General features: G+C 73.2%; 15 protein-coding genes. 10 read left to right on the top strand and 5 right to left on the bottom strand.

The features are described 5' to 3' along the window. Positions 1-64 precede the first annotated feature (64 nt). The gene (locus ACFVDM_RS23160) at positions 65-871 is read left to right on the top strand and encodes an HAD family hydrolase (protein WP_383643106.1); all 807 of its coding nucleotides are present in this window, start codon (positions 65-67) and stop codon (positions 869-871) included. A 22-nt stretch (positions 872-893) separates the two neighbouring features. Here ACFVDM_RS23160 and ACFVDM_RS23155 read toward each other — a convergent pair whose 3' ends face one another. The 5 genes from ACFVDM_RS23155 to ACFVDM_RS23135 all read right to left on the bottom strand — a co-directional run bounded on the left by ACFVDM_RS23155 (position 894) and on the right by ACFVDM_RS23135 (position 6287). After that, on the bottom strand, positions 894-1484 hold the full coding sequence (locus ACFVDM_RS23155) for a TetR/AcrR family transcriptional regulator (protein ID WP_383643103.1): 591 nt from the start codon (positions 1482-1484) through the stop codon (positions 894-896). 228 nt (positions 1485-1712) lie between these two features. After that, a complete protein-coding gene (locus tag ACFVDM_RS23150; protein WP_383643100.1) occupies positions 1713-2618 on the bottom strand; it encodes an ABC transporter permease in 906 nt (301 codons plus the stop codon). Next, the gene (locus tag ACFVDM_RS23145) at positions 2605-3615 is read right to left on the bottom strand and encodes an ATP-binding cassette domain-containing protein (RefSeq protein WP_383643097.1); all 1011 of its coding nucleotides are present in this window, start codon (positions 3613-3615) and stop codon (positions 2605-2607) included. The genes ACFVDM_RS23150 and ACFVDM_RS23145 overlap by 14 nt, the downstream gene beginning before the upstream one ends. Before the next feature lie 129 nt (positions 3616-3744). Further along, positions 3745-5046 carry an outer membrane lipoprotein carrier protein LolA gene (locus ACFVDM_RS23140; RefSeq protein WP_383643094.1) on the bottom strand — a complete coding sequence of 434 codons (1302 nt, stop codon included), beginning with the start codon at positions 5044-5046 and terminating at the stop codon, positions 3745-3747. Positions 5047-5276: 230 nt separating this feature from the next. After that, on the bottom strand, positions 5277-6287 hold the full coding sequence (locus tag ACFVDM_RS23135; RefSeq protein WP_383643091.1) for a polyprenyl synthetase family protein: 1011 nt from the start codon (positions 6285-6287) through the stop codon (positions 5277-5279). Between the two features lie 157 nt (positions 6288-6444). Between ACFVDM_RS23135 and ACFVDM_RS23130 the strand changes: the two genes are divergently transcribed. The 9 genes from ACFVDM_RS23130 to ACFVDM_RS23090 all read left to right on the top strand — a co-directional run bounded on the left by ACFVDM_RS23130 (position 6445) and on the right by ACFVDM_RS23090 (position 18259). Continuing rightward, complete coding sequence (locus ACFVDM_RS23130; RefSeq protein WP_383643088.1) at positions 6445-7944, top strand: peptide MFS transporter; 1500 nt, start codon at positions 6445-6447, stop codon at positions 7942-7944. A gap of 56 nt (positions 7945-8000) precedes the next feature. Next, positions 8001-9995, top strand: a complete 1995-nt coding sequence (locus tag ACFVDM_RS23125; protein WP_383643085.1) for a CocE/NonD family hydrolase — start codon at positions 8001-8003, stop codon at positions 9993-9995. 56 nt (positions 9996-10051) lie between these two features. After that, complete coding sequence (gene fahA, locus ACFVDM_RS23120) at positions 10052-11281, top strand: fumarylacetoacetase (protein ID WP_383643083.1); 1230 nt, start codon at positions 10052-10054, stop codon at positions 11279-11281. Between the two features lie 145 nt (positions 11282-11426). Next, positions 11427-12197, top strand: coding sequence for a GntR family transcriptional regulator (locus tag ACFVDM_RS23115; protein WP_383643080.1), 771 nt, complete (start codon positions 11427-11429; stop codon positions 12195-12197). Between the two features lie 55 nt (positions 12198-12252). Next, complete coding sequence (locus ACFVDM_RS23110; protein WP_383643078.1) at positions 12253-12480, top strand: ferredoxin family protein; 228 nt, start codon at positions 12253-12255, stop codon at positions 12478-12480. A 14-nt stretch (positions 12481-12494) separates the two neighbouring features. Next, positions 12495-13859: an ABC transporter substrate-binding protein gene (locus ACFVDM_RS23105; protein ID WP_383643075.1), complete on the top strand. Its 1365-nt coding sequence runs from the start codon at positions 12495-12497 to the stop codon at positions 13857-13859. Next, positions 13856-14719, top strand: a complete 864-nt coding sequence (locus ACFVDM_RS23100) for an ABC transporter permease (RefSeq protein WP_383643072.1) — start codon at positions 13856-13858, stop codon at positions 14717-14719. The genes ACFVDM_RS23105 and ACFVDM_RS23100 overlap by 4 nt, the downstream gene beginning before the upstream one ends. Beyond that, positions 14716-15465, top strand: coding sequence for an ABC transporter ATP-binding protein (locus tag ACFVDM_RS23095; protein ID WP_383643069.1), 750 nt, complete (start codon positions 14716-14718; stop codon positions 15463-15465). Before ACFVDM_RS23100 ends, ACFVDM_RS23095 begins: the two co-directional genes overlap by 4 nt. Positions 15466-15529: 64 nt before the next feature. Further along, positions 15530-18259: a fumarate reductase/succinate dehydrogenase flavoprotein subunit gene (locus ACFVDM_RS23090; protein WP_383643066.1), complete on the top strand. Its 2730-nt coding sequence runs from the start codon at positions 15530-15532 to the stop codon at positions 18257-18259. The last annotated feature ends 29 nt before the right edge of the window (positions 18260-18288 follow it).

Here is an 18288-nt window from a genome sequence, read left to right as displayed (position 1 = left end):
CCGATCTCCCCGCCCCGCCACAACTCCGCCGGGGCTCCACGGGCGAACGCCTACGCTGGATTCCATGCCCATCCCACCCGCATATGCCCTCGTCGCGACCGACCTGGACGGCACCCTGCTGCGCGGCGACGACAGCGTCAGCGCCCGGTCGCGGGCCGCGCTCGCCCTGGCCCGTGGGGCCGGGGCCCGGCACCTCGTCGTCACCGGGCGGCCGGTGCCGGGGGTGCGGGGGCTGCTGGAGGGGCTGGGGTACGAGGGGCTGGCGGTGTGCGGGCAGGGGACGCAGGTGTACGACGCGGGGGCCCGGCGCACGGTCCGGGCGGTCACGCTGGACCGGGAGGCGGCCGATGCCGCGCTCGGGAAGATCGAGGCGCAGGTGGGACCGGTGTTCGCGGCGGTGGACCAGGACGGGGCGCGCGGGCGCACCCTGGCCGAGCCGGGGTACCGGATGCCGCACGCCACACTGCCCGCGCAACGGACCCGGCACCGGGCCGAGTTGTGGGCCGAGCCGGTCATCAAGGTGCTCATCCGGCACCCGGAACTGAGTGACGAGGCGCTGGCCGCCGAGGCCCGTACGGTCGTCGGCGATCTCGCCACCGTGACCCACTCCGGGCCGGACACCGTCGAGCTCCAGCCGTACGGGGTCGACAAGGGCGCCGGCATCGCCCTGGCCGCCGAGGAGCTGGGGGTCGACCCCCGTACGGCCATCGCCTTCGGCGACATGCCCAACGACCTGCCGATGTTCCGCGCCTGCGGCTACGGCGTCGCCATGGGCAACGCCCACCCGCTGCTGCGGGAGGCGGCCGACGAGGTGACCCTCTCGAACGAGGACGACGGGATAGCGGTGGTCCTGGAGCGGCTGTACGGCTGACCGCCCACCGCCCCCTGGAAGGTCACCCCTCCCCCGCCCCCAGCGCCCGCAGCACATGGTCCACCAGGTTCGCCACCTCCGCCTCGTCCTGCATCGGCTTGCGCAGGACGTGGCGGTAGTAGACGGGGCCGTAGAGGAGTTCGACGGCTAGGCGGAGGTCGGCGTCCGGGGGGATGCGGCCGTGGGACTGGGCGGCGCGGAGGTGGTCGACGACCTCGTCGAAGCGGGGTTCGATGAGCTGGGTGCGTACGGTTTCGGCCAGCTCGTCGTCGTGGTGGAGCTCCGAGAGGATGCCGGCGTAGGCGGGGCCGTAGGGCGGGACGGAGAGGACGCGGACCGCGCCGGTGACGTGGGCGCGCAGGTCGGCGGCGATGTCGCCGGTGTCGGGGAAGGGGGCTCCGGCGACCAGGGCCTGGGTGAAGGCCTCCAGGAGGACCGCGCTCTTCGCAGGCCACCAGCGGTAGATCGTCTTCTTGCTGACGCCGGCCCGCGCCGCGATCGCCTCGACCGTGACGCGTCCGTACCCCTTCTCCGTGCAGAGGTCCAGCGCGGCGCGGAGCGTCGCCCGGCGCGCGCTCTCGCTCCGGTGGGGCGAACCCGGCGATGTGATCATTCGGGGCGATGTGATCATTCGGTGAGCATAGGCGCGTTTGCGCCAATCCTTGTTGACAGTCCGTCGCCAGAAGTCGAACAATGTTCAAGCGGGAAAGGGAACGTACCGTGTCGGTTCGTTCCATGCCTTCGCACCGTTCGTGCCGTTCGTGCCGCGACGAGCCGATCGGGGGACGGCTCGCCGGCCGACGGTACGGCCGACCGACGCCTCCCCCCGCTTCCGTACCCCTCAGGCCGTGATGTCCTTCGCCGTGAACCGGGCCCACGCCGCCGAGCCGAACACCGCCGCGTACAGACCTTGAAGCCCCAGGTTCTTGATGATCTCGTCGAGGTAGAAGGGGTCGCGCATCAGGTCCGCGAAGGACAGCCAGTAGTGCGGGAAGAGGTAGGGGTGGATGCCGCTGAGCTGCGGGATGGTGTCCAGGATCTGCACGGTGATCAGGACGCCGACCGTCGCCGCCATCGCCGCGATCCCGCTGTTGGTCAGCGTCGAGACGAAGAGGCCGAGGGCCGCGAAGCCGATGAGCGAGGCCGCCACGGCCACCGCGACCAGCCCGGCCCGCACCAGGCCCTCGCCGAAGCCGATCCGCGTACCGGAGATCGTCGTCAGCTCCCCGACCGGGAACAGCAGCGCGCCCACCGCCAGCGCGGAGGCCGCCACCACCAGGGTCGCGACCAGGCAGAACGCCAGGGTCGAGGCGTACTTGACGAGGAGCAGCCGGGTCCGGCCGGCCGGGGCGACCAGGAGGTAGCGCAGCGTCCCCCCGTTGGCCTCGCCCGCGATCGCGTCGCCCGCGATCACCCCCACCGCCATGGGCAGGAAGACCGGGAGGGTCGCGGCGAGCGCGGCGAAGACCAGGAAGAGGCCGTTGTTGGTCACCTGGGAGAGGAAGGCGGGGCCAGCCCCGCCCTCCGGGCCGCCCCGGCCGCCGTCGGAGGTCTCGATGCGGACCGCGATCCCGATCAGGACGGGCACGGCCGCCAGCACCCCGAGCAGGGCCAGCGTGCGCCAGCGGCGCAGCGTCGTCGTCAGCTCGGAGCGCAGCAGACCGAAAGTCCACAGCGGGTTGCGGCGGACCGGTTCCGCGGGGGCGTGCGCCGGTGCGGCGACGGCCGTGCGTTCAGCCTGCGACATCGAATCCCTCTCCGGTGAGTGCGACGAAGGCGTCCTCCAGGGAGGCCCGCTCGACGCCGAAGGAACGGACCCGGACGCCGCCGTGGACCAGCGCCGCGTTCAGATCGGACAGCTCCACGGAGCCCGGCGGGGCGTCCGCGCGGACCCGGTCGCCGTCCTGGGTGACGCCGGTGATGCCGTGTTCCTTGAGGACGCGGGCGGCGTCGGCCGGGTCCGGGGTGGTGACCGCGAGCCGGCCCCGGGCACCGGCGGCCAGCTCCGCCACCGCGCCCTGGGTGATCAGCCGGCCCCGGGCCATCACCGCCGCGTGGGTGCAGACCTGCTCGATCTCGTCGAGGAGGTGGGAGGAGAGGAAGACCGTGGTGCCCTCGGCGGCCAGCTCCCGGACGAGGGCGCGGATCTCCCGCATGCCCTGCGGGTCCAGCCCGTTGGTCGGCTCGTCCAGGACGAGCAGGCGGCGGGGCCGCAGCAGCGCGGCGGCCAGGCCCAGGCGCTGCTTCATGCCCAGGGAGTACGCCCGCGCCTTCTTGCCCGACGCGGCGGCCAGCCCGACCCGTTCCAGCGCCGCGCCGACGCGCGCGGTCCGGGTGCGCGGATCGGCGGTGGGGTCGGCCCGGTCGTAGCGCAGCAGATTGTCCCGGCCGCTCAGGAACCCGTACAGCGCCGGTCCCTCGATCAGCGCGCCGACCTGCGGCAGCACCGTCCGTGCGGCGTGCGGCATGGAGGAGCCGAGGACGCTCGCGGTGCCGGCGGTCGGGTCGATGAGGCCCATCAGCATCCGGATCGTGGTCGTCTTGCCGGAGCCGTTGGGCCCGAGGAAGCCGAAGACGCTGCCGCCGGGGACCGTGAGGTCCAGGCCGTCCACGGCGAGCTGGCCGCCCCGGTAGCGCTTGGTCAGGCCTCTGGTCTCGATCACGGGCGGACCCTCGTCCGCCGCCGGTGCCCCGGGCGGGGTCGCGGGAAGGGTCCCGGACTCGTTCGTCACGTGTACTCCCATGGGTTCGGAAGGCGGCCGCGCGCGCCACCGCCCCGCCGTACGGAGGCTACGGCGGGGCGGGGCGACGGTGCGGGTGAACGCGTCGGGTCAACCCGGGCGGACCACGGTCCGGCTCGCGCCGTCCACGGCTCAGCTCGCGCTGTCGGCGGCCTTCACCAGGGCGTCCTTGTCGACCGCGCCGACGAAGACCCGGCCGTCGTCGGTCATCAGCGCGTTGACCAGGCGGGTCTTGAAGACCGTGCCCGAGCCGAACTTTCCGTGGACCTTGTCGCCGAGCGCGTCGAGGAACTGCTGCGCCTCGGCCGGCATGTCCTTGGCCGAGGGAGCGCCCTTCGACGAGGACGGCAGGCCCGTGCCGCCCGGGGTCTTCAGCTCCGCGACGGCGTTCCAGCCCTCGCCGATGACCTTGACGCCCTCCGCGTCCCCGCCGAGGCCGAGGTCACCGCCGAGGCCGCGCAGCTCACCGGCCGCCTTCTCCGCCTCCGCGCGGTGCTTCGCGGCGTCCTTGCCCGCCTCGTCCGCCTCGGTGACCTTGGCGCCCTTCGGCGGGGTGAACGTGAACGAGGAGGCCTTCGGGGCGCCGAAGTCCACCGAGGTGAACCCGGCGTCCACGACGGCCGCGCCACCGCTGCTCGGCAGCAGCGTGAACTTCAGCGGCGTCCCGTTCTCCGCGTCGACCGCGATGGTGACCGAGCCGATCGTCGAACCGCTCCCCTTGGGCTTGAGGACCAGGCGGTACGCGTCGCGGCCCGCGACGTGCGCCGTGCCGTCGACCGTGACGGACGTGGTGCCGTCGGCGGCCTTGAGTGCCTGCTCGGCCAGGGCCTCGGGGGTGGTGGGAACGCCCTCGGGAAGGGCGTGCTCGCGCTTCTCCGTGCCCTTGTCCCCGCGGGTCTCCCCCGCCTTCTGACGGGCGTGGTAGACCTCGTTGGACGCGCTGTCGTACGCCCAGACCTCGTCCCCGTTGTGGATGAGGCTGTACTCGGACGTCTTGTCCAGGATCGACAGCCGCTGCTTGTCGGGGCCGTCGGCGGCCACCCGGAGGGTGTGCGTGCCGGAGGCCAGCTCCGTGAGCTTCGTCTGCGGGTCGGCGCTCGCGCCGCCCTCGCCCGCCCCGTCCGGGACGAACGAGCCGGCCAGCCCGCCGAGGGACGGGATGCCGAGGTCCGTGGTGATCTTCACCGTGCCGGAGAGCCGCTGGGTGTCCGACGCGGCGATCTTCTCGATGAGTTCCTGCGCGGTGATCTCCGGCAGATCGGGGTCGCCCGAGCTGGCGAGCGCCGGGACCAGTCCGATCGTGGCGGCCGCCACGCCCGCCACCGCGACCGGGACGATGTAGCGCACCGCCTTCCGGCGGCCCGCGGCGGACCGGCCCGTACCGCTCGTGGTCGTGGCCGTGGTGCCGGCCGCTGCGCTGTCGTTCGGTGCCATGTGTGCCCTACCTCCGTGGTCGGCGGCTTCCGTCGGGATGCACTCGTCCACTCCGTGCCGCCATTCTCACCCGTTTTGGTCAGGAGTGGTTGTGTCTCCATCAGACCAAATCGGACGGCCCGAATCGTCAGCCCGCGGGAGCAACTCCCCGTACCTCTACGGGATGACGCCGACGGCCCGATGCTCCGCCGTCCAGTAGGGGTCGGACCGCGGGGCGTACGGCGCGGGGCTCAGCCGGCCCGGTGCACCACCGCGTCGCACATCTCCTCCAGCGCGAGCTTGGCGTAGCAGTCCGGCAGGGGCTTCAGCGTGGCCCGCGCCTCCTGCGCGTACCGCACGGTGTCCTGGCGGGCCTGGGCGAGCGCCGGGTGGGCGCGCAGCCGGCGCAGCGCCTCGGAGAGCACGGCGGGGTCGCCGAGATCGCCGTCCAGCAGTTCGACCAGCTCCAGGTCGTCCGGCTTGCCGTCGGCGGCGGCCTGCGCCCTGAGGTGGAGGACGGGGAGCGTCGGGATGCCTTCGAGGAGGTCGGTGCCGGGGGTCTTGCCGGACTCGTGGGAGTCGGAGGCGATGTCCAGGACGTCGTCGGCGAGCTGGAAGGCCACGCCGAGCCGCTCACCGTACTGGGTGAGGATGTCGGTCGTGGACTCGTCCGCGCCGGCCATCATCGCGCCGAAGCGGCAGGCGACCGCGATCAGCGAGCCGGTCTTGCCGCGCATGACCTCCAGATAGTGGTCGACCGGGTCGCGTCCGTCGCGCGGGCCCGCGGTCTCCAGGATCTGGCCGGTCACCAGGCGCTCGAACGCCTCGGCCTGGATCCGCACGGCCTCCGGGCCGAGGTCGGCCAGGATGTGCGAGGCGCGGGCGAAGAGGAAGTCGCCGGTCAGCACGGCCACGGAGTTGCCCCAGCGGGCGTTGGCGCTGGCCACGCCCCGCCGGACATCGGCCTCGTCCATCACGTCGTCGTGGTACAGCGTCGCCAGATGCGTCAGCTCCACGACGACGGCGGCCGGGACCACGCCCGGGGCGTCGGCGTCACCGAACTGGGCGGCCAGCATGGCCAGCAGCGGCCGGAACCGCTTGCCGCCCGCCCGCACCAGGTGCTGGGCGGCCTCCGTGATGAAGGGCACCTCGCTCTTGGTGGCATCGAGCAGCCCGGACTCGACAGCGGCCAAACCGGCCTGGACACCGGCCTCAAGTGCCTGGTCCCGCACGCTCAGCCCGAACGGCCCGACGACGGTCACGAGGGGATCTCCTGTCTGCTGACGATCACACGGAATGTCGATGTGTCGTTGTCAACCACTGAAGTCAGCGTATCCGGTCCCCTTTGGATCACCGTGGGCGCCTTCCCGCCACCGCCGGTATGTTCGAGATCAGCTCATACGGTCAGGAGTCACCCCTTTGTCCAGCACCGCCGCAGACACCGAACCGACCCAGCCGCCGCCGGGCGACGACCACGCCTTCTTCGGCCAGCCACGGGGCCTGATGACCCTGTCCGGCCTGGAGGTCTGGGAGCGGTTCTCGTTCCTCGGCATGCAGGCGATCCTGGTCCTCTACTTCGCCGACACCGTCTCCAACGGCGGCATGGGCATGGAGGCCGGGACCGCCGCCTCCGTCTCCGCCGCCTACGGCACCCTCGTCTACCTGGTCTCCGTGGCCGGCGGCTGGCTGGCCGACCGCATCCTCGGCTCGTACCGGGCCGTCCTGTACGGGGGCGTCCTCATCGCCTGCGGGCACTACGCCATGGCGGTGCCCACCGATGCCATGACCTGGGTGGGCCTCGGGCTGATCAGTGCCGGAACGGGGCTGCTCAAGCCCAATGTGGCCACGATGGTCGGCAAGCTCTACCGCACCGACGACGAGCGCCGCGACGCCGGCTTCGCCCTCTACTACATGGGCATCAACATCGGCGCCTTCCTCGGCCCGCTGGTCACCGGCTGGCTCGGCGACCACGCCAGCTGGCACTGGGGCTTCTCGGCCGCCGCCTTCGGGATGACGCTCGGCCTGATCCAGTACGTCATGGGCCGCCGTCACCTGGCCGGGCGCAAGCACCAGGCCGAATTCCCGCTGGCCCCCGCACCGATGCGCCGGGCCGTCCGGCTGATCGTGATCGGCGCCCTGGTCGTCGCCGCGCTGGCCACCGCGCTCGCCCTGGCGGGCTGGCTGACCATGGACCGCTTCGTCGACCTGCTGACGCTGATCTCGGTGATCGCCCCGGTCGTCTACTTCGCGGTGATGTTCCGCAGCCCCCGGGTCACCGCGGAGGAGCGCGGCCGGCTCCGCCCGTACGTCGTGCTGTTCCTGGCCTCGGTCGTCTTCAACTTCATCCTCTTCCAGGCGTACTCGACGATGATGCTGCTGGCCTCGACCAACGCCCGGACCGAGATCTTCGGCTTCCACTTCCCGGCGAGCTGGTACGCCTCCGCGCTGGGCGCCTTCGAGGTGGCGCTCGCCCCGGTGGTCGCGGCCGTCTGGGCGAAGATGGGCCCCCGCCAGCCGCACGCCTCCAACAAGATCGCGATCGGGGTGATCCTCGGCGGTCTCTCCTTCCTGCTGATGGTCCTGCCGACCTCGGGCCACGCGGACGACACGTACAAGATGGCCGCCTGGTGGATCGTCGGCTCCTATCTGCTGCTCGGCCTCGGCGACATCCTGCTGGAGACCTCCGGGATGTCCGCGACCACCAAGCTGGCCCCCAAGGCGTTCGCCAGCCAGACGATGGCCCTCTGGTTCCTCTCGCTGGCCCTGGCCAACGGCATCCAGGCCCAGATCGTGAAGCTCTACGGCGAGGTCTCCAACCCCGCGTACTTCGGGGTCAACGGCGCCATCGCGGTGGTGGCCGGTCTGGCCGTCGTCGCCGCCGCCCCCTGGCTCCGGCGCACCATGCACCCCGTCCACTGACACCCCCGCCCGCCCAGGGATGCCCCGTCCCCGTCCATGTACCTGAGGTAGCCCCCATGCACATCCAGACCTCGTTCCCGTACGAGACGACCCGCGAGGACCTCTACATCCCGCTGTCGGACGGCACCCAGCTGTACGCCCGGATCTGGCGGCCGGTCACGGACGAACCCGTCCCGGCGCTCCTGGAGTACCTGCCCTACCGGCTGAGCGACTGGACCGCGCCGCGCGACTGGCAGCGCCACCCCTGGTACGCGGGCCACGGCTACGCCTCGGTCCGGGTCGACGTGCGCGGCCACGGCAACAGCGAGGGCATGCCGGGCGACGAGTACGACGCGACGGAGCTGGCGGACGGTGTCGCCGTCATCCACTGGCTGGCCCAGCAGGAGTGGTGCTCGGGCCGGGTCGGCATGTTCGGGATCTCCTGGGGCGGCTTCAACTCGCTCCAGATCGCCGCGCTCGCGCCCGAGCCGCTGAAGGCGATCGTCACCGTGTGCTCCACGGACGACCGCTACGACAACGACGTCCACTACATGGGCGGCTCCGTCCTCGCCGTGGACATGCACGCCTGGGCGGCGACCATGCTCGCCTTCGTCTGCCGGCCCCCGGACCCGGCGGACGTGGGCGACGACTGGCGGCAGATGTGGCTCGACCGGCTGGAGGCCGTGGACCCCTTCATCCACACCTGGCTCGCCCACCAGACCCGGGACGACTACTGGAAGCACGGCAGCGTCTGCGAGGACTACGGGGCGATCAAGGCCGCCGTCCTCGCGGTCGGCGGCTGGCACGACCCGTACCGCGACACGGTCCTGCGGCTGGTGGAGCACCTGGACCCGGCGAAGGTGCGGGGGCTGATCGGGCCGTGGTCCCACCAGTACCCCGACCGGGGGCTGCCGCCGGGGCCGGGCATCGGCTTCCTCCAGGAGACGCTGCGCTGGTGGGACCAGCATCTGAAGGAGAAGGACACCGGGGTGATGAAGGAGCCGCTGCTGCGCTCCTGGATCAGCGAGTCGCACCGGCCGGCCACCGTCTACGAGACGCTGCCGGGGCGCTGGGTCGGGGAGACCAGCTGGCCGTCGGAGAACGTCCGGCCCGTCGCGTACGCCCTCCAGGGCGGACCGCAGACCGTCGACTCGCCGCAGCAGACCGGGGTGGACGCCGGGCGGTTCTTCCCGTTCGGCAACGACGCCGACCTGCCGCCCGACCAGCGCGACGAGGACGCCAAGTCGCTGTGCTTCGAGTTCCCCGTCGAGGACGCCCCGATCGAGATCCTGGGCCGCCCCCGGGTCAAGCTGCGGATCCGGATGGACGTCCCGCGCGGCCAGGCGGTGGCCCGGCTCTGCGACGTGGCACCGGACGGCGCCTCCACGCTCGTCACCCGGGGCGTCCTCAACCTCGCCGCCCGCGAGGGCCGCGACCGCACCGTGGACTGGCCCGAGGGGGCGACCGAGGACGTCGCCTTCGAGCTGAACGGCATCGGCCACACCTTCCCGCCCGGCCACCGCATCCGCCTGGCCGTCTCCTCCTCGTACTGGCCCTGGATCTGGCCGCAGGCCGGCTCGGCGGGCTTCACCCTGGACGCCGACGGCAGCTTCGTCGAACTCCCGGTCCGCGCGCACACCGAGGACCCCGCGATCCGCTTCGAGGAGCCCGAGCAGTCCGAACCCCTCGGCGTCGTCTACCCCGTCACCCTCGACGAACAGCGGCCCGAACGGCTGGTGGTCCGGGACGTCGCCAAGGGCGAGTGGCGGATGGAGGTCGACCCGCGCTACGGCGGCACCCGGGTCTACCCCGACGGCCTGGAGTTCACCGAGGACGCGCTGGAGACGTACACGATCCAGGAGGGCGATCCGCTCTCGGCCCGCACCCGGTCCGACTGGACGGTCCGGCTGCACCGGCCGGAGATGGCCTGGGACGTGCTCGTGGAGACCCGTTCGGAGATCTCCTGCGACGCCCACGACTTCATCACCTCCAACGAGGTGGTCTGCAAGGAGGGCGGCGAGGTCGTCTTCCACCGGACCTGGGAGAAGCGCATCCCGCGCACGGCCGGGTGAGCGGGGGGACACGTAACGTGTCCCCCACACCGACCCGGAAAGCGAGGCAGCGACCCATGCCGGAGCAGAGCAGTCCGCTCGATGTGGCCGAGGGCGACCCCTTCGGCCCGCACAACCTTCCGTACGGCGTCTTCTCCACCCCCGAGCGGCCCGGCGACCACCGCGTCGGCGTCCGCCTCGGCCGCCATGTGCTGGACGCCGGAGCCGCCGCGCACGCGCTGGGCTCGCCGTACGCGCGGCTGCTCGCGCAGCCCGACCTGATGCCGCTGCTGGCGGCCGGGCGCACCGCCTGGAGCGATGTGCGCCGGGCGCTGACGGCCTGGGTGACGGTGCCCGCCCACCGCGAGACCGTCGAGCCACTGATGCACCCCCTCGACTCCGTGACGCTGCACCTGCCCTACCGGGTCGCGGACTACGTGGACTTCTACGCCAGCGAGCACCACGCCTCCAACGTCGGCCGGATCTTCCGCCCGGACGGGGAGCCCCTCACCCCCAACTGGAAGCATCTGCCGATCGGTTACCACGGGCGGGCGGGCACCGTCGTGGTGTCCGGCACGGACGTGGTGCGCCCCTCGGGCCAGCGCCGCACCCCCGCCGACCCGGCCCCGGTCTTCGGCCCGTCGGTGAAGCTGGACATCGAGGCCGAGGTCGGCTTCGTCGTCGGCACCGGCTCGCGGCAGGGCCGAGCCGTGCCCCTCGCCGACTTCCGGGACCGTGTCTTCGGCCTGTCGCTGCTCAACGACTGGTCGGCGCGCGACATCCAGGCCTGGGAGTACGTCCCGCTGGGCCCCTTCCTCGGCAAGTCCTTCGCCACCTCCGTCTCGGCGTGGGTGACCCCGCTGGAGGCCCTGGACGCCGCCCGCACCGCCCCGCCCACCCGGGACGTCGCGCTGCTCCCCTACCTCGACGACGCGGCCGAGGACGAGCCCGGCGGCTACGACCTGCGGATCTCCGTCGCGATCAACGGCCGGGTGGTCGCCGAACCCCCCTTCTCCACCATGTACTGGACCGCCGCCCAGCAGCTCGCCCAGATGACGGTCAACGGCGCCTCCCTGCGCACCGGCGACCTCTACGCCTCCGGCACCGTCAGCGGCCCCGAACCCGCCCAGCGCGGCTCCCTCCTCGAACTCACCTGGAACGGCCGCGACCCGCTGGAGCTGCCCGACGGCCCGCGCACGTTCCTGGAGGACGGCGACACGGTGACGATCACCGCCTGGGCCCCGGGCCCGCACGGCGTGCGCGTGGGGCTGGGGGAGGTGACGGGGACGGTCGTGGCCGGGGGCTGACGGGTCCGCATGCCGGACCGGCGGGTGGCGGATCTTCCCCCCGCCGGTCACGTCACCGCAGGTCACGGCCGCCCCACCGGCTCTCGGGGATGGCGCAACACTGCGGCAACACCAACTCCGGCACGGCGTCGGTAGGGTCCCCCGCATGCCAGCCGAACCCATCCGCGCACACTCCGCACCGGTCGCCGCCGTCCGCCGGCGCCGGCTGCGCGCGGACGGTGCCCGGCTCCTCGCCGACCTGCTGCGCCACCAGGTGCGCACGGGCGCGTTCCCGGGCGGGGTCCTGCCGTACGAGGACCGGATCGGCGCCGACTACCGGGTCTCGCGCAACACCGTGCGCCAGGCCCTGGACCTGCTGCGCGGGGAGGGACTCGTCGAACGGCAGCCGGGCGTCGGCACGGTCGTCGTCGGTGAGCGCTACCCGCACGCCCTGGACCGGCTCCAGGGACTGGCCGAGACCCTGCGGGAACACGGCAGGGTCACCAACGAGGTCCGGACCGCCGGGCCCGTCCCCGCACCCGCGCCCGTCGCCCGGCGGCTCGGGATCGACGAGCACACCGACGTGCTCTACATCGAGCGGCGCCGCCTGCTGAACGGGCTGCCGCTCTCGCTCGACCTCACCTACGTCCCGATGGACCTCGGCGCCGGGCTGCTCGGCGCCGACCTGGAGAACACCGATGTGTTCCGGCTGCTGGAGTCCCTGGCCGGGCAGCCGCTGGGCCGTGCCGACATCACCCTGGAGGCCGTCAGCGCCGACGCGCACTCCGCCTCCGTGCTGGAGACCCCGCGCGGTTCCGCCGTGCTGATGCTGGAGCGCCTCACCCATCTCGCCGACGGGCGCCCCGTCGACCTGGAGTTCATCCGCTTCCGCGGCGACCGGATCAGCATGAACGGCGTGCTGCACCGCGGCTGTTGACGCACTCCGCCCCTGCTCCGACCCCGCCCCGCCGACCCCTTCCCTGGAGACCGCCATGCCTCTGGCGCCCCAGCGGGCCGACGTGCCCGTGACCATCGACGCCTCCCTGTGCATCGACGGCTGCACCCTCTGCGTCGACATGTGCCCGCTCGACTCCCTCGCCATCCACCCGGACAGCGGCACGGCCTACATGCACGTGGACGAGTGCTGGTACTGCGGCCCGTGCGCCGCCCGCTGCCCCACCGGAGCGGTGACCGTCAACATGCCCTATCTCCTGCGCTGAAAGGCCCCGACCCCATGCGACGCAAGGCATTCGGCGCCCTGGCCGGCGCCGCGCTCCTCGTCACGCTCACCGGCTGCGGCGGCGGGGCGAGCGCCGACGACAGCGGCACCGTCACGGTGACCGTCGGCTACCAGTCCCGGACCATCAACACCGTCACGGCCGGCACCCTGCTGCGCTCCCTCGGCTACTTCGAGGACGAGCTGCGCGAGCGCGGGAAGCGGGACGGGGTCACGTACGAGGTGGAGTGGCAGGACTACGCGACCGGCGCCCCGATCACCGCGCAGATGACCGCCGGAAAGATCGACATCGGCTCGATGGGCGACTTCCCGCTGCTGATCAACGCGGCCCGGGGCGTCCAGTTGCACCGCCCCACCCGGCTCGTCTCGGTCACCGGCTACAACCTGTCGGGCGGCCTCAACACCGTGGTCACCGCGCCCGGTTCGGAGCTGCGCACGCTCACCGACCTGCGCGGGAAGAAGGTCTCCACGAGCGTCGGCTCGGCCGCCGACGGCACCCTCGTGCGCGCCCTCCAGCAGGCCGGGCTGGACCCGGACAAGGACATCCGCAAGCTCAACCAGCAGCCCGCCGTGGGTGCTTCGGCCCTCCAGGCGGGCAGTGCGGACGCGCTGTCGCAGTTCGTGGCCTGGCCGGGGCTGCTCGCCTTCCAGGGCCGGGCGAAGGCCCTGTACGACGGGGCTGAGCTGAACCTGCCGACCTTCCACGGCGTCACGGTCCGCGAGGACTTCGCGAAGAAGCGGTCGGCCGTGGTGGAGGACTTCCTGCGCGCCCAGGGCCGGGCGACGGCCTATCTGCGCGCCCACCCGGTCGCCGCCTCCGAGTCCGTCGCCAAGGCCACCGGTCTGCCGGCCGAGGTCGTCCACCTCTACAACGGCGCCCAGGGCATCGCCACCTTCGACACCACGCTGAAGCCCGCGCTGATCGCCGCCCTGAAGAAGGACGTCCCGGTGCTGGCCTCGGCGAAGCTCGTCGAGGACGTCGACGTGGACGCGTTCGTCGACGACCGCTACGTGAAGCGGGTGTACGGCTCCGGCTACGCGAAGGCCGTCGCGGCCGGGCCGCCCGCCCGGCGCGGCGGCGAGGTCTGGCCGAAGGGCAAGGACACCACGACGGCCTTCGCCACCCCGGCCGCACTGCTGCGGTACGTGGCCGCACACCGCGACGCGGTCCGGGCGGCATACGTCCCGGACGCCTCCACGGGCACGCTGTGGTTCGCGGACCGGGCGGTGTGGGTCGCGGAGGGTTCGGCGTTGCGGCCGTACGTCACCGAGGCGGCGGCCCGCACCGACGTGGCCGCGCACCCCGGCGCCCGCACCGTGCCGTACGCCACCGCGCTGGAGCTCGCCGGGACCGGGTCGTGACCGGCCGGTGGTCGCCGCTGCGGCGGGTCCTGTCCCTGGCCGCCGCGCTCGGCCTGTGGCAGGCGCTGACCTCGTACGACATCAACGTCTGGCTGCGCTTCGAGCAGTTCCCCACCGTGACGGAGGTGGCCCGCGCCTATGCGGACCGGGTCTCCGGGGACGCGTACTGGCAGGACCTGACCGACAGCCTGACCCGGATCGTCACCGGTTTCGCGCTGGCGGCCGTCCTCGGCGTCACCGTCGGCACGGCCGTGGCCCGGTCGCAGCTCGCCGCCGATCTGCTCGGGCCGGTCCTCGAAGTGCTGCGGCCGGTCCCCGCGATCGCGCTGGTCCCGGTCGCCATCCTGCTCTTCCCGAGCAACGAGCAGGGCATCGTCTTCATCACCTGCGCGGCGGCGTTCTTCCCGGTCATGGTCTCCACCCGGCACGCGGTACGGGCGCTGACCCCGGTCTGGGAGGAGGCCGTCCTGACCATGGGCGGCGGACGGTGGCGGATCCTGTGGTCGGTCGTGCTGCCCGGGGCGCTCCCCGGCATCCTCGGCGGACTGTCCGTCGGCATCGGGGTGTCGTGGATCTGTGTCATCTCCGCGGAGATGATCTCCGGCGAGTACGGGGTCGGCTACCGGACCTGGCAGGACTACACGGTCGTCGACTACCCGGGCGTCTTCGTCGGCATGGTCACCATCGGACTGCTCGGCTGGCTGACCTCCACGGCCGTGGAACTCCTCGGCCGCAGGCTCACCCGGTGGCTCCCGCGTGCGGAGGGCCGCCCGGCCGCCCCCGTACGCCACCGCCCCGCCCCGGCGGCGACGGCCGCCGTCCCCTCCGTCCGCACGGCACAGGAACGGGTGCGCTCATGACCACGACCACGACCCCGCACGGGCTGCGGCTCACACTGCGCGGCGCGGTGCTCGGCCGGGCGGGAGCGCCGGTCCTGGACGGCGTCGGCCTCGATGTCGTCCCCGGCGAGATCCTCACCGTCGTCGGCCCGTCCGGCTGCGGCAAGTCCACCCTGCTGCGCACCCTGGCCGGGCTGCTGCCCGCGCTGGCCGGCGAGGTCGAGGCGGACGGGGAGCCGGTCACCGGCCCGCACGCCTCCCGCGCGCTCGTCTTCCAGGAGGACGCGCTGCTGCCCTGGCGCACGGTCCGCGCCAATGTCGAACTGCCGCTCGCCGTACGGGGCGTGCCCCGGGCCGAACGACGCGAGCGGGCCGGGACGTGGCTGGAGCGGGTCGGCCTCGCCGAGCACTCCGGCCGGCTCCCGCACCGGATCTCCGGCGGCCAGCGCCAGCGCGTCCAGCTGGCCCGCGCGCTGGTGGCCGGACCCCGGGCGGTCCTGATGGACGAACCCTTCGGCGCGCTGGACGCCCAGACCAGGGCCGGGATGCAGCAGCTCCTCGTCGACGTGCTGCGCGGCACCGGCGCCACCGTCGTCTTCGTGACCCATGACGTGGACGAGGCGCTGTTCCTCGGCGACCGGGTCGCGCTGCTCTTCACGGGCCGGGTGCTGCGGGTGCCGCGCCCCCGCGAACGGGCGGCGCACACCGACCCGGCGACGGTCGCGCTGCGCCGCGAGGTCCTGGAATCCCTCACCCCCGCTCCCTGACTCCCCTCTCCGGGCCCGAACCCCCGTCTCCCGGCCCCAACCCCTTCTTCCGAAAGGCATTCCCGTGCAGATCCCCGCCCTCGCGGACGCCGAGGAACTCTCCTGCGACGTGCTGGTGATCGGCGGCGGTACGGCCGGCACGATGGCGGCCCTCACCGCCGCCGAGCACGGCGCCTCCGTCCTCCTCCTGGAGAAGGCGCACGTCCGCCACTCCGGCGCGCTCGCCATGGGCATGGACGGGGTGAACAACGCGGTGATCCCCGGCCGCGCCGAACCCGACGACTACGTCGCCGAGATCACCCGCGCCAACGACGGCATCGTCGACCAGTCGACCGTCCGCCGGACCGCGACGCGTGGCTACGCCATGGTGCGGCGCCTGGAGTCGTACGGGGTGAAGTTCGAGAAGGACGAGCACGGCGACTACGCGGTCCGCCAGGTCCACCGCTCCGGCTCGTACGTGCTGCCGATGCCCGAGGGCAAGGACGTGAAGAAGGTCCTCTACCGGCAGCTGCGCCGGCGCGAGATGCGCGAGCGCATCCGCATCGAGAACCGGGTGATGCCCGTCCGCGTCCTGACCGGCGACGACGGCCGGGCGATCGGCGCGGCAGGCTTCCACACCCGCACCGGGCGGTTCGTCACGGTCCGCGCGGGCGCCGTGATCCTCGCCACCGGACCCTGCGGCCGGCTCGGACTGCCCGCCTCCGGCTACCTCTACGGGACGTACGAGAACCCGACCAACGCCGGGGACGGCTACGCCATGGCGTACCACGCGGGCGCCGAGCTGACCGGCATCGAGTGCTTCCAGATCAACCCGCTGATCAAGGACTACAACGGCCCGGCCTGCGCCTACGTCGCCAACCCCTTCGGCGGCTACCAGGTGAACCGGCACGGCGAGCGGTTCGTCGACTCCGACTACTGGTCGGGGCAGATGATGGCGGAGTTCGCCGCCGAGGTCGCCTCCGACCGGGGCCCCGTCTATCTGAAGCTGAGCCATCTGCCGGAGGAGTCCGTCGGCGCGCTGGAGACGATCCTGCACTCGACGGAACGCCCCACGCGCGGCACGTTCCACGCGGGGCGCGGCCACGACTACCGCACCCACGACATCGAGATGCACATCTCCGAGATCGGCCTGTGCGGCGGCCACTCCGCCTCCGGCGTCCGCGTCGACGACCGCGCCCGCACCACCGTGGACCGCCTGTACGCGGCCGGTGACCTGGCCTGCGTCCCGCACAACTACATGATCGGCGCGTTCGTCTTCGGTGATCTGGCGGGCGAGGACGCGGCGCGGTACACGGCGTACGAGGGCGAGCTGCCGGCCGATCAGCTGCGGGCGGCCCACGAGTTGGTCTACCGGCCGCTGCGCCATCCGGACGGGCCGCCGCAGACCCAGGTCGAGTACAAGCTGCGCCGGTTCGTGAACGACTACGTGGCCCCGCCGAAGTCCGGGGCCCGGCTCGCCATCGCCCTGGAGTCCTTCGAGCGGATGCGCGCGGACCTCGCGGAGATGGGCGCGACGACCCCGCACGAGCTGATGCGGTGCGCGGAGGTGTCGTTCATCCGGGACTGCGCGGAGATGGCCGCCCGTGCCTCGCTGGCCCGCACGGAGTCCCGCTGGGGGCTGTACCACGCGCGCACGGACCATCCGGAGCGCGATGACGCGGACTGGTTCCACCATCTGGACCTGTACAAGTCCCCTTCCGGTGCCATGGAGTTCACCGCCCGTCCGGTGGCCCCGTACCTGGTCCCGGTGGAGGGCTTCGCCCCGGCCGGCGGGCCGGTGCGGCGGATCGGGGAGGTGGTGCCGGTCGGGGTGGGGACGGCGGGGGCGCGGGACACGGCTCCGGTGTCGGCGTCGGCGCGGGGGGAGGCGGCGCCCCCGCCGGTCGCGCCGGGATCCGTCCCCTCCACCTCGCCGCGCATCCTGGAGCTGCTGGCCCTGAGCGAGGGAGAACCGGACCTGGCGGCCCTGGCCCCCTATCTGGACGACCCCGCCCCGTCCGTCCGCCGGGCCGCGGTCGCCGCGCTCACCGAGTCCACTCCGCCGGGCGCGGGCCCCGCCCTGGCCGGCGCCCTCGGCGACCCGGCCCCCGCCGTCCGCGCCGCCGCCGCCGCGTCCCTGCGTGAACTGGTCGAGGTCCTGCCGCCGTCACCGGACCTGCGCACCCCGCTGGTCTCCGCCCTCGCCTCGGCCGACGCGGTGGTCCGGGCCGCCGCCCTGGACACCCTGAGGGCGCTGCGCCTCGGTGAGGCGTCCCTCTACACGGACCCGCTGGACGACCCGACCCTCGATGTCCGTCTCTCGGCCGTCCGGGCCCTCGTCTCCGTGGACGCGGTCGACGGGCTGTCCCGTGCGACCACCGACCCCGCCCGCGAGGTGCGCGTCGCGGCGGCCAAGGGCCTGGCCGCGGTCCGCGACCCCGCCCCGGGCCCCCTGGCCCCGCTCCTCGACGACCCGGATGCCCTGGTCCGCGCGGCGGCCCTCGGCGCCCTCGCGGAGACCGGCTGCCCGGCGCCGTACGCCGAGCGCGCGGTGACCGCCCTGACCGACCCGGCCTGGCAGGTCCGCGCGGGCGCCGCGAAGGCCCTGTCCTCGGCGGACCCGGCCCACGCGGTGGGCCCACTGGCCGGTGCGCTGGACGACCCGAACGCCGACGTCCGCAAGGCGGCGGTGCTGGCGCTGCTGCGCCACGGCGATGCCCCGGGGGTGCGAGAGGCACTCGCGGAGGCGGTCACGGACCCGGACGCGGATGTGCGGGCCTATGCGGGGCGGGGGGTGGGGGTCAAGAGCGCGTGAGTCGTTCACACGTTCAGGGGCACCTCTTG

The sequence above is a fragment of the Streptomyces sp. NPDC057682 genome (assembly GCF_042799575.1).
Taxonomy (GTDB): domain Bacteria; phylum Actinomycetota; class Actinomycetes; order Streptomycetales; family Streptomycetaceae; genus Streptomyces.
The sequence above is the reverse complement of the archived record's forward strand: the minus strand, read 5'-3'. Positions and strand labels throughout refer to the sequence as shown.

Coding starts and splice junctions, on each gene's coding strand:
- ACFVDM_RS23140 (WP_383643094.1), bottom strand. CDS start 5,046: ATGGCACCGAACGACAGCGCAGCGGCCGGCACCACGGCCACGACCACG.
- ACFVDM_RS23110 (WP_383643078.1), top strand. CDS start 12,253: ATGCCTCTGGCGCCCCAGCGGGCCGACGTGCCCGTGACCATCGACGCC.
- ACFVDM_RS23150 (WP_383643100.1), bottom strand. CDS start 2,618: ATGTCGCAGGCTGAACGCACGGCCGTCGCCGCACCGGCGCACGCCCCC.
- ACFVDM_RS23105 (WP_383643075.1), top strand. CDS start 12,495: ATGCGACGCAAGGCATTCGGCGCCCTGGCCGGCGCCGCGCTCCTCGTC.
- ACFVDM_RS23145 (WP_383643097.1), bottom strand. CDS start 3,615: ATGGGAGTACACGTGACGAACGAGTCCGGGACCCTTCCCGCGACCCCG.
- ACFVDM_RS23160 (WP_383643106.1), top strand. CDS start 65: ATGCCCATCCCACCCGCATATGCCCTCGTCGCGACCGACCTGGACGGC.
- ACFVDM_RS23125 (WP_383643085.1), top strand. CDS start 8,001: ATGCACATCCAGACCTCGTTCCCGTACGAGACGACCCGCGAGGACCTC.
- ACFVDM_RS23115 (WP_383643080.1), top strand. CDS start 11,427: ATGCCAGCCGAACCCATCCGCGCACACTCCGCACCGGTCGCCGCCGTC.
- fahA (WP_383643083.1), top strand. CDS start 10,052: ATGCCGGAGCAGAGCAGTCCGCTCGATGTGGCCGAGGGCGACCCCTTC.
- ACFVDM_RS23155 (WP_383643103.1), bottom strand. CDS start 1,484: ATGATCACATCGCCGGGTTCGCCCCACCGGAGCGAGAGCGCGCGCCGG.
- ACFVDM_RS23095 (WP_383643069.1), top strand. CDS start 14,716: ATGACCACGACCACGACCCCGCACGGGCTGCGGCTCACACTGCGCGGC.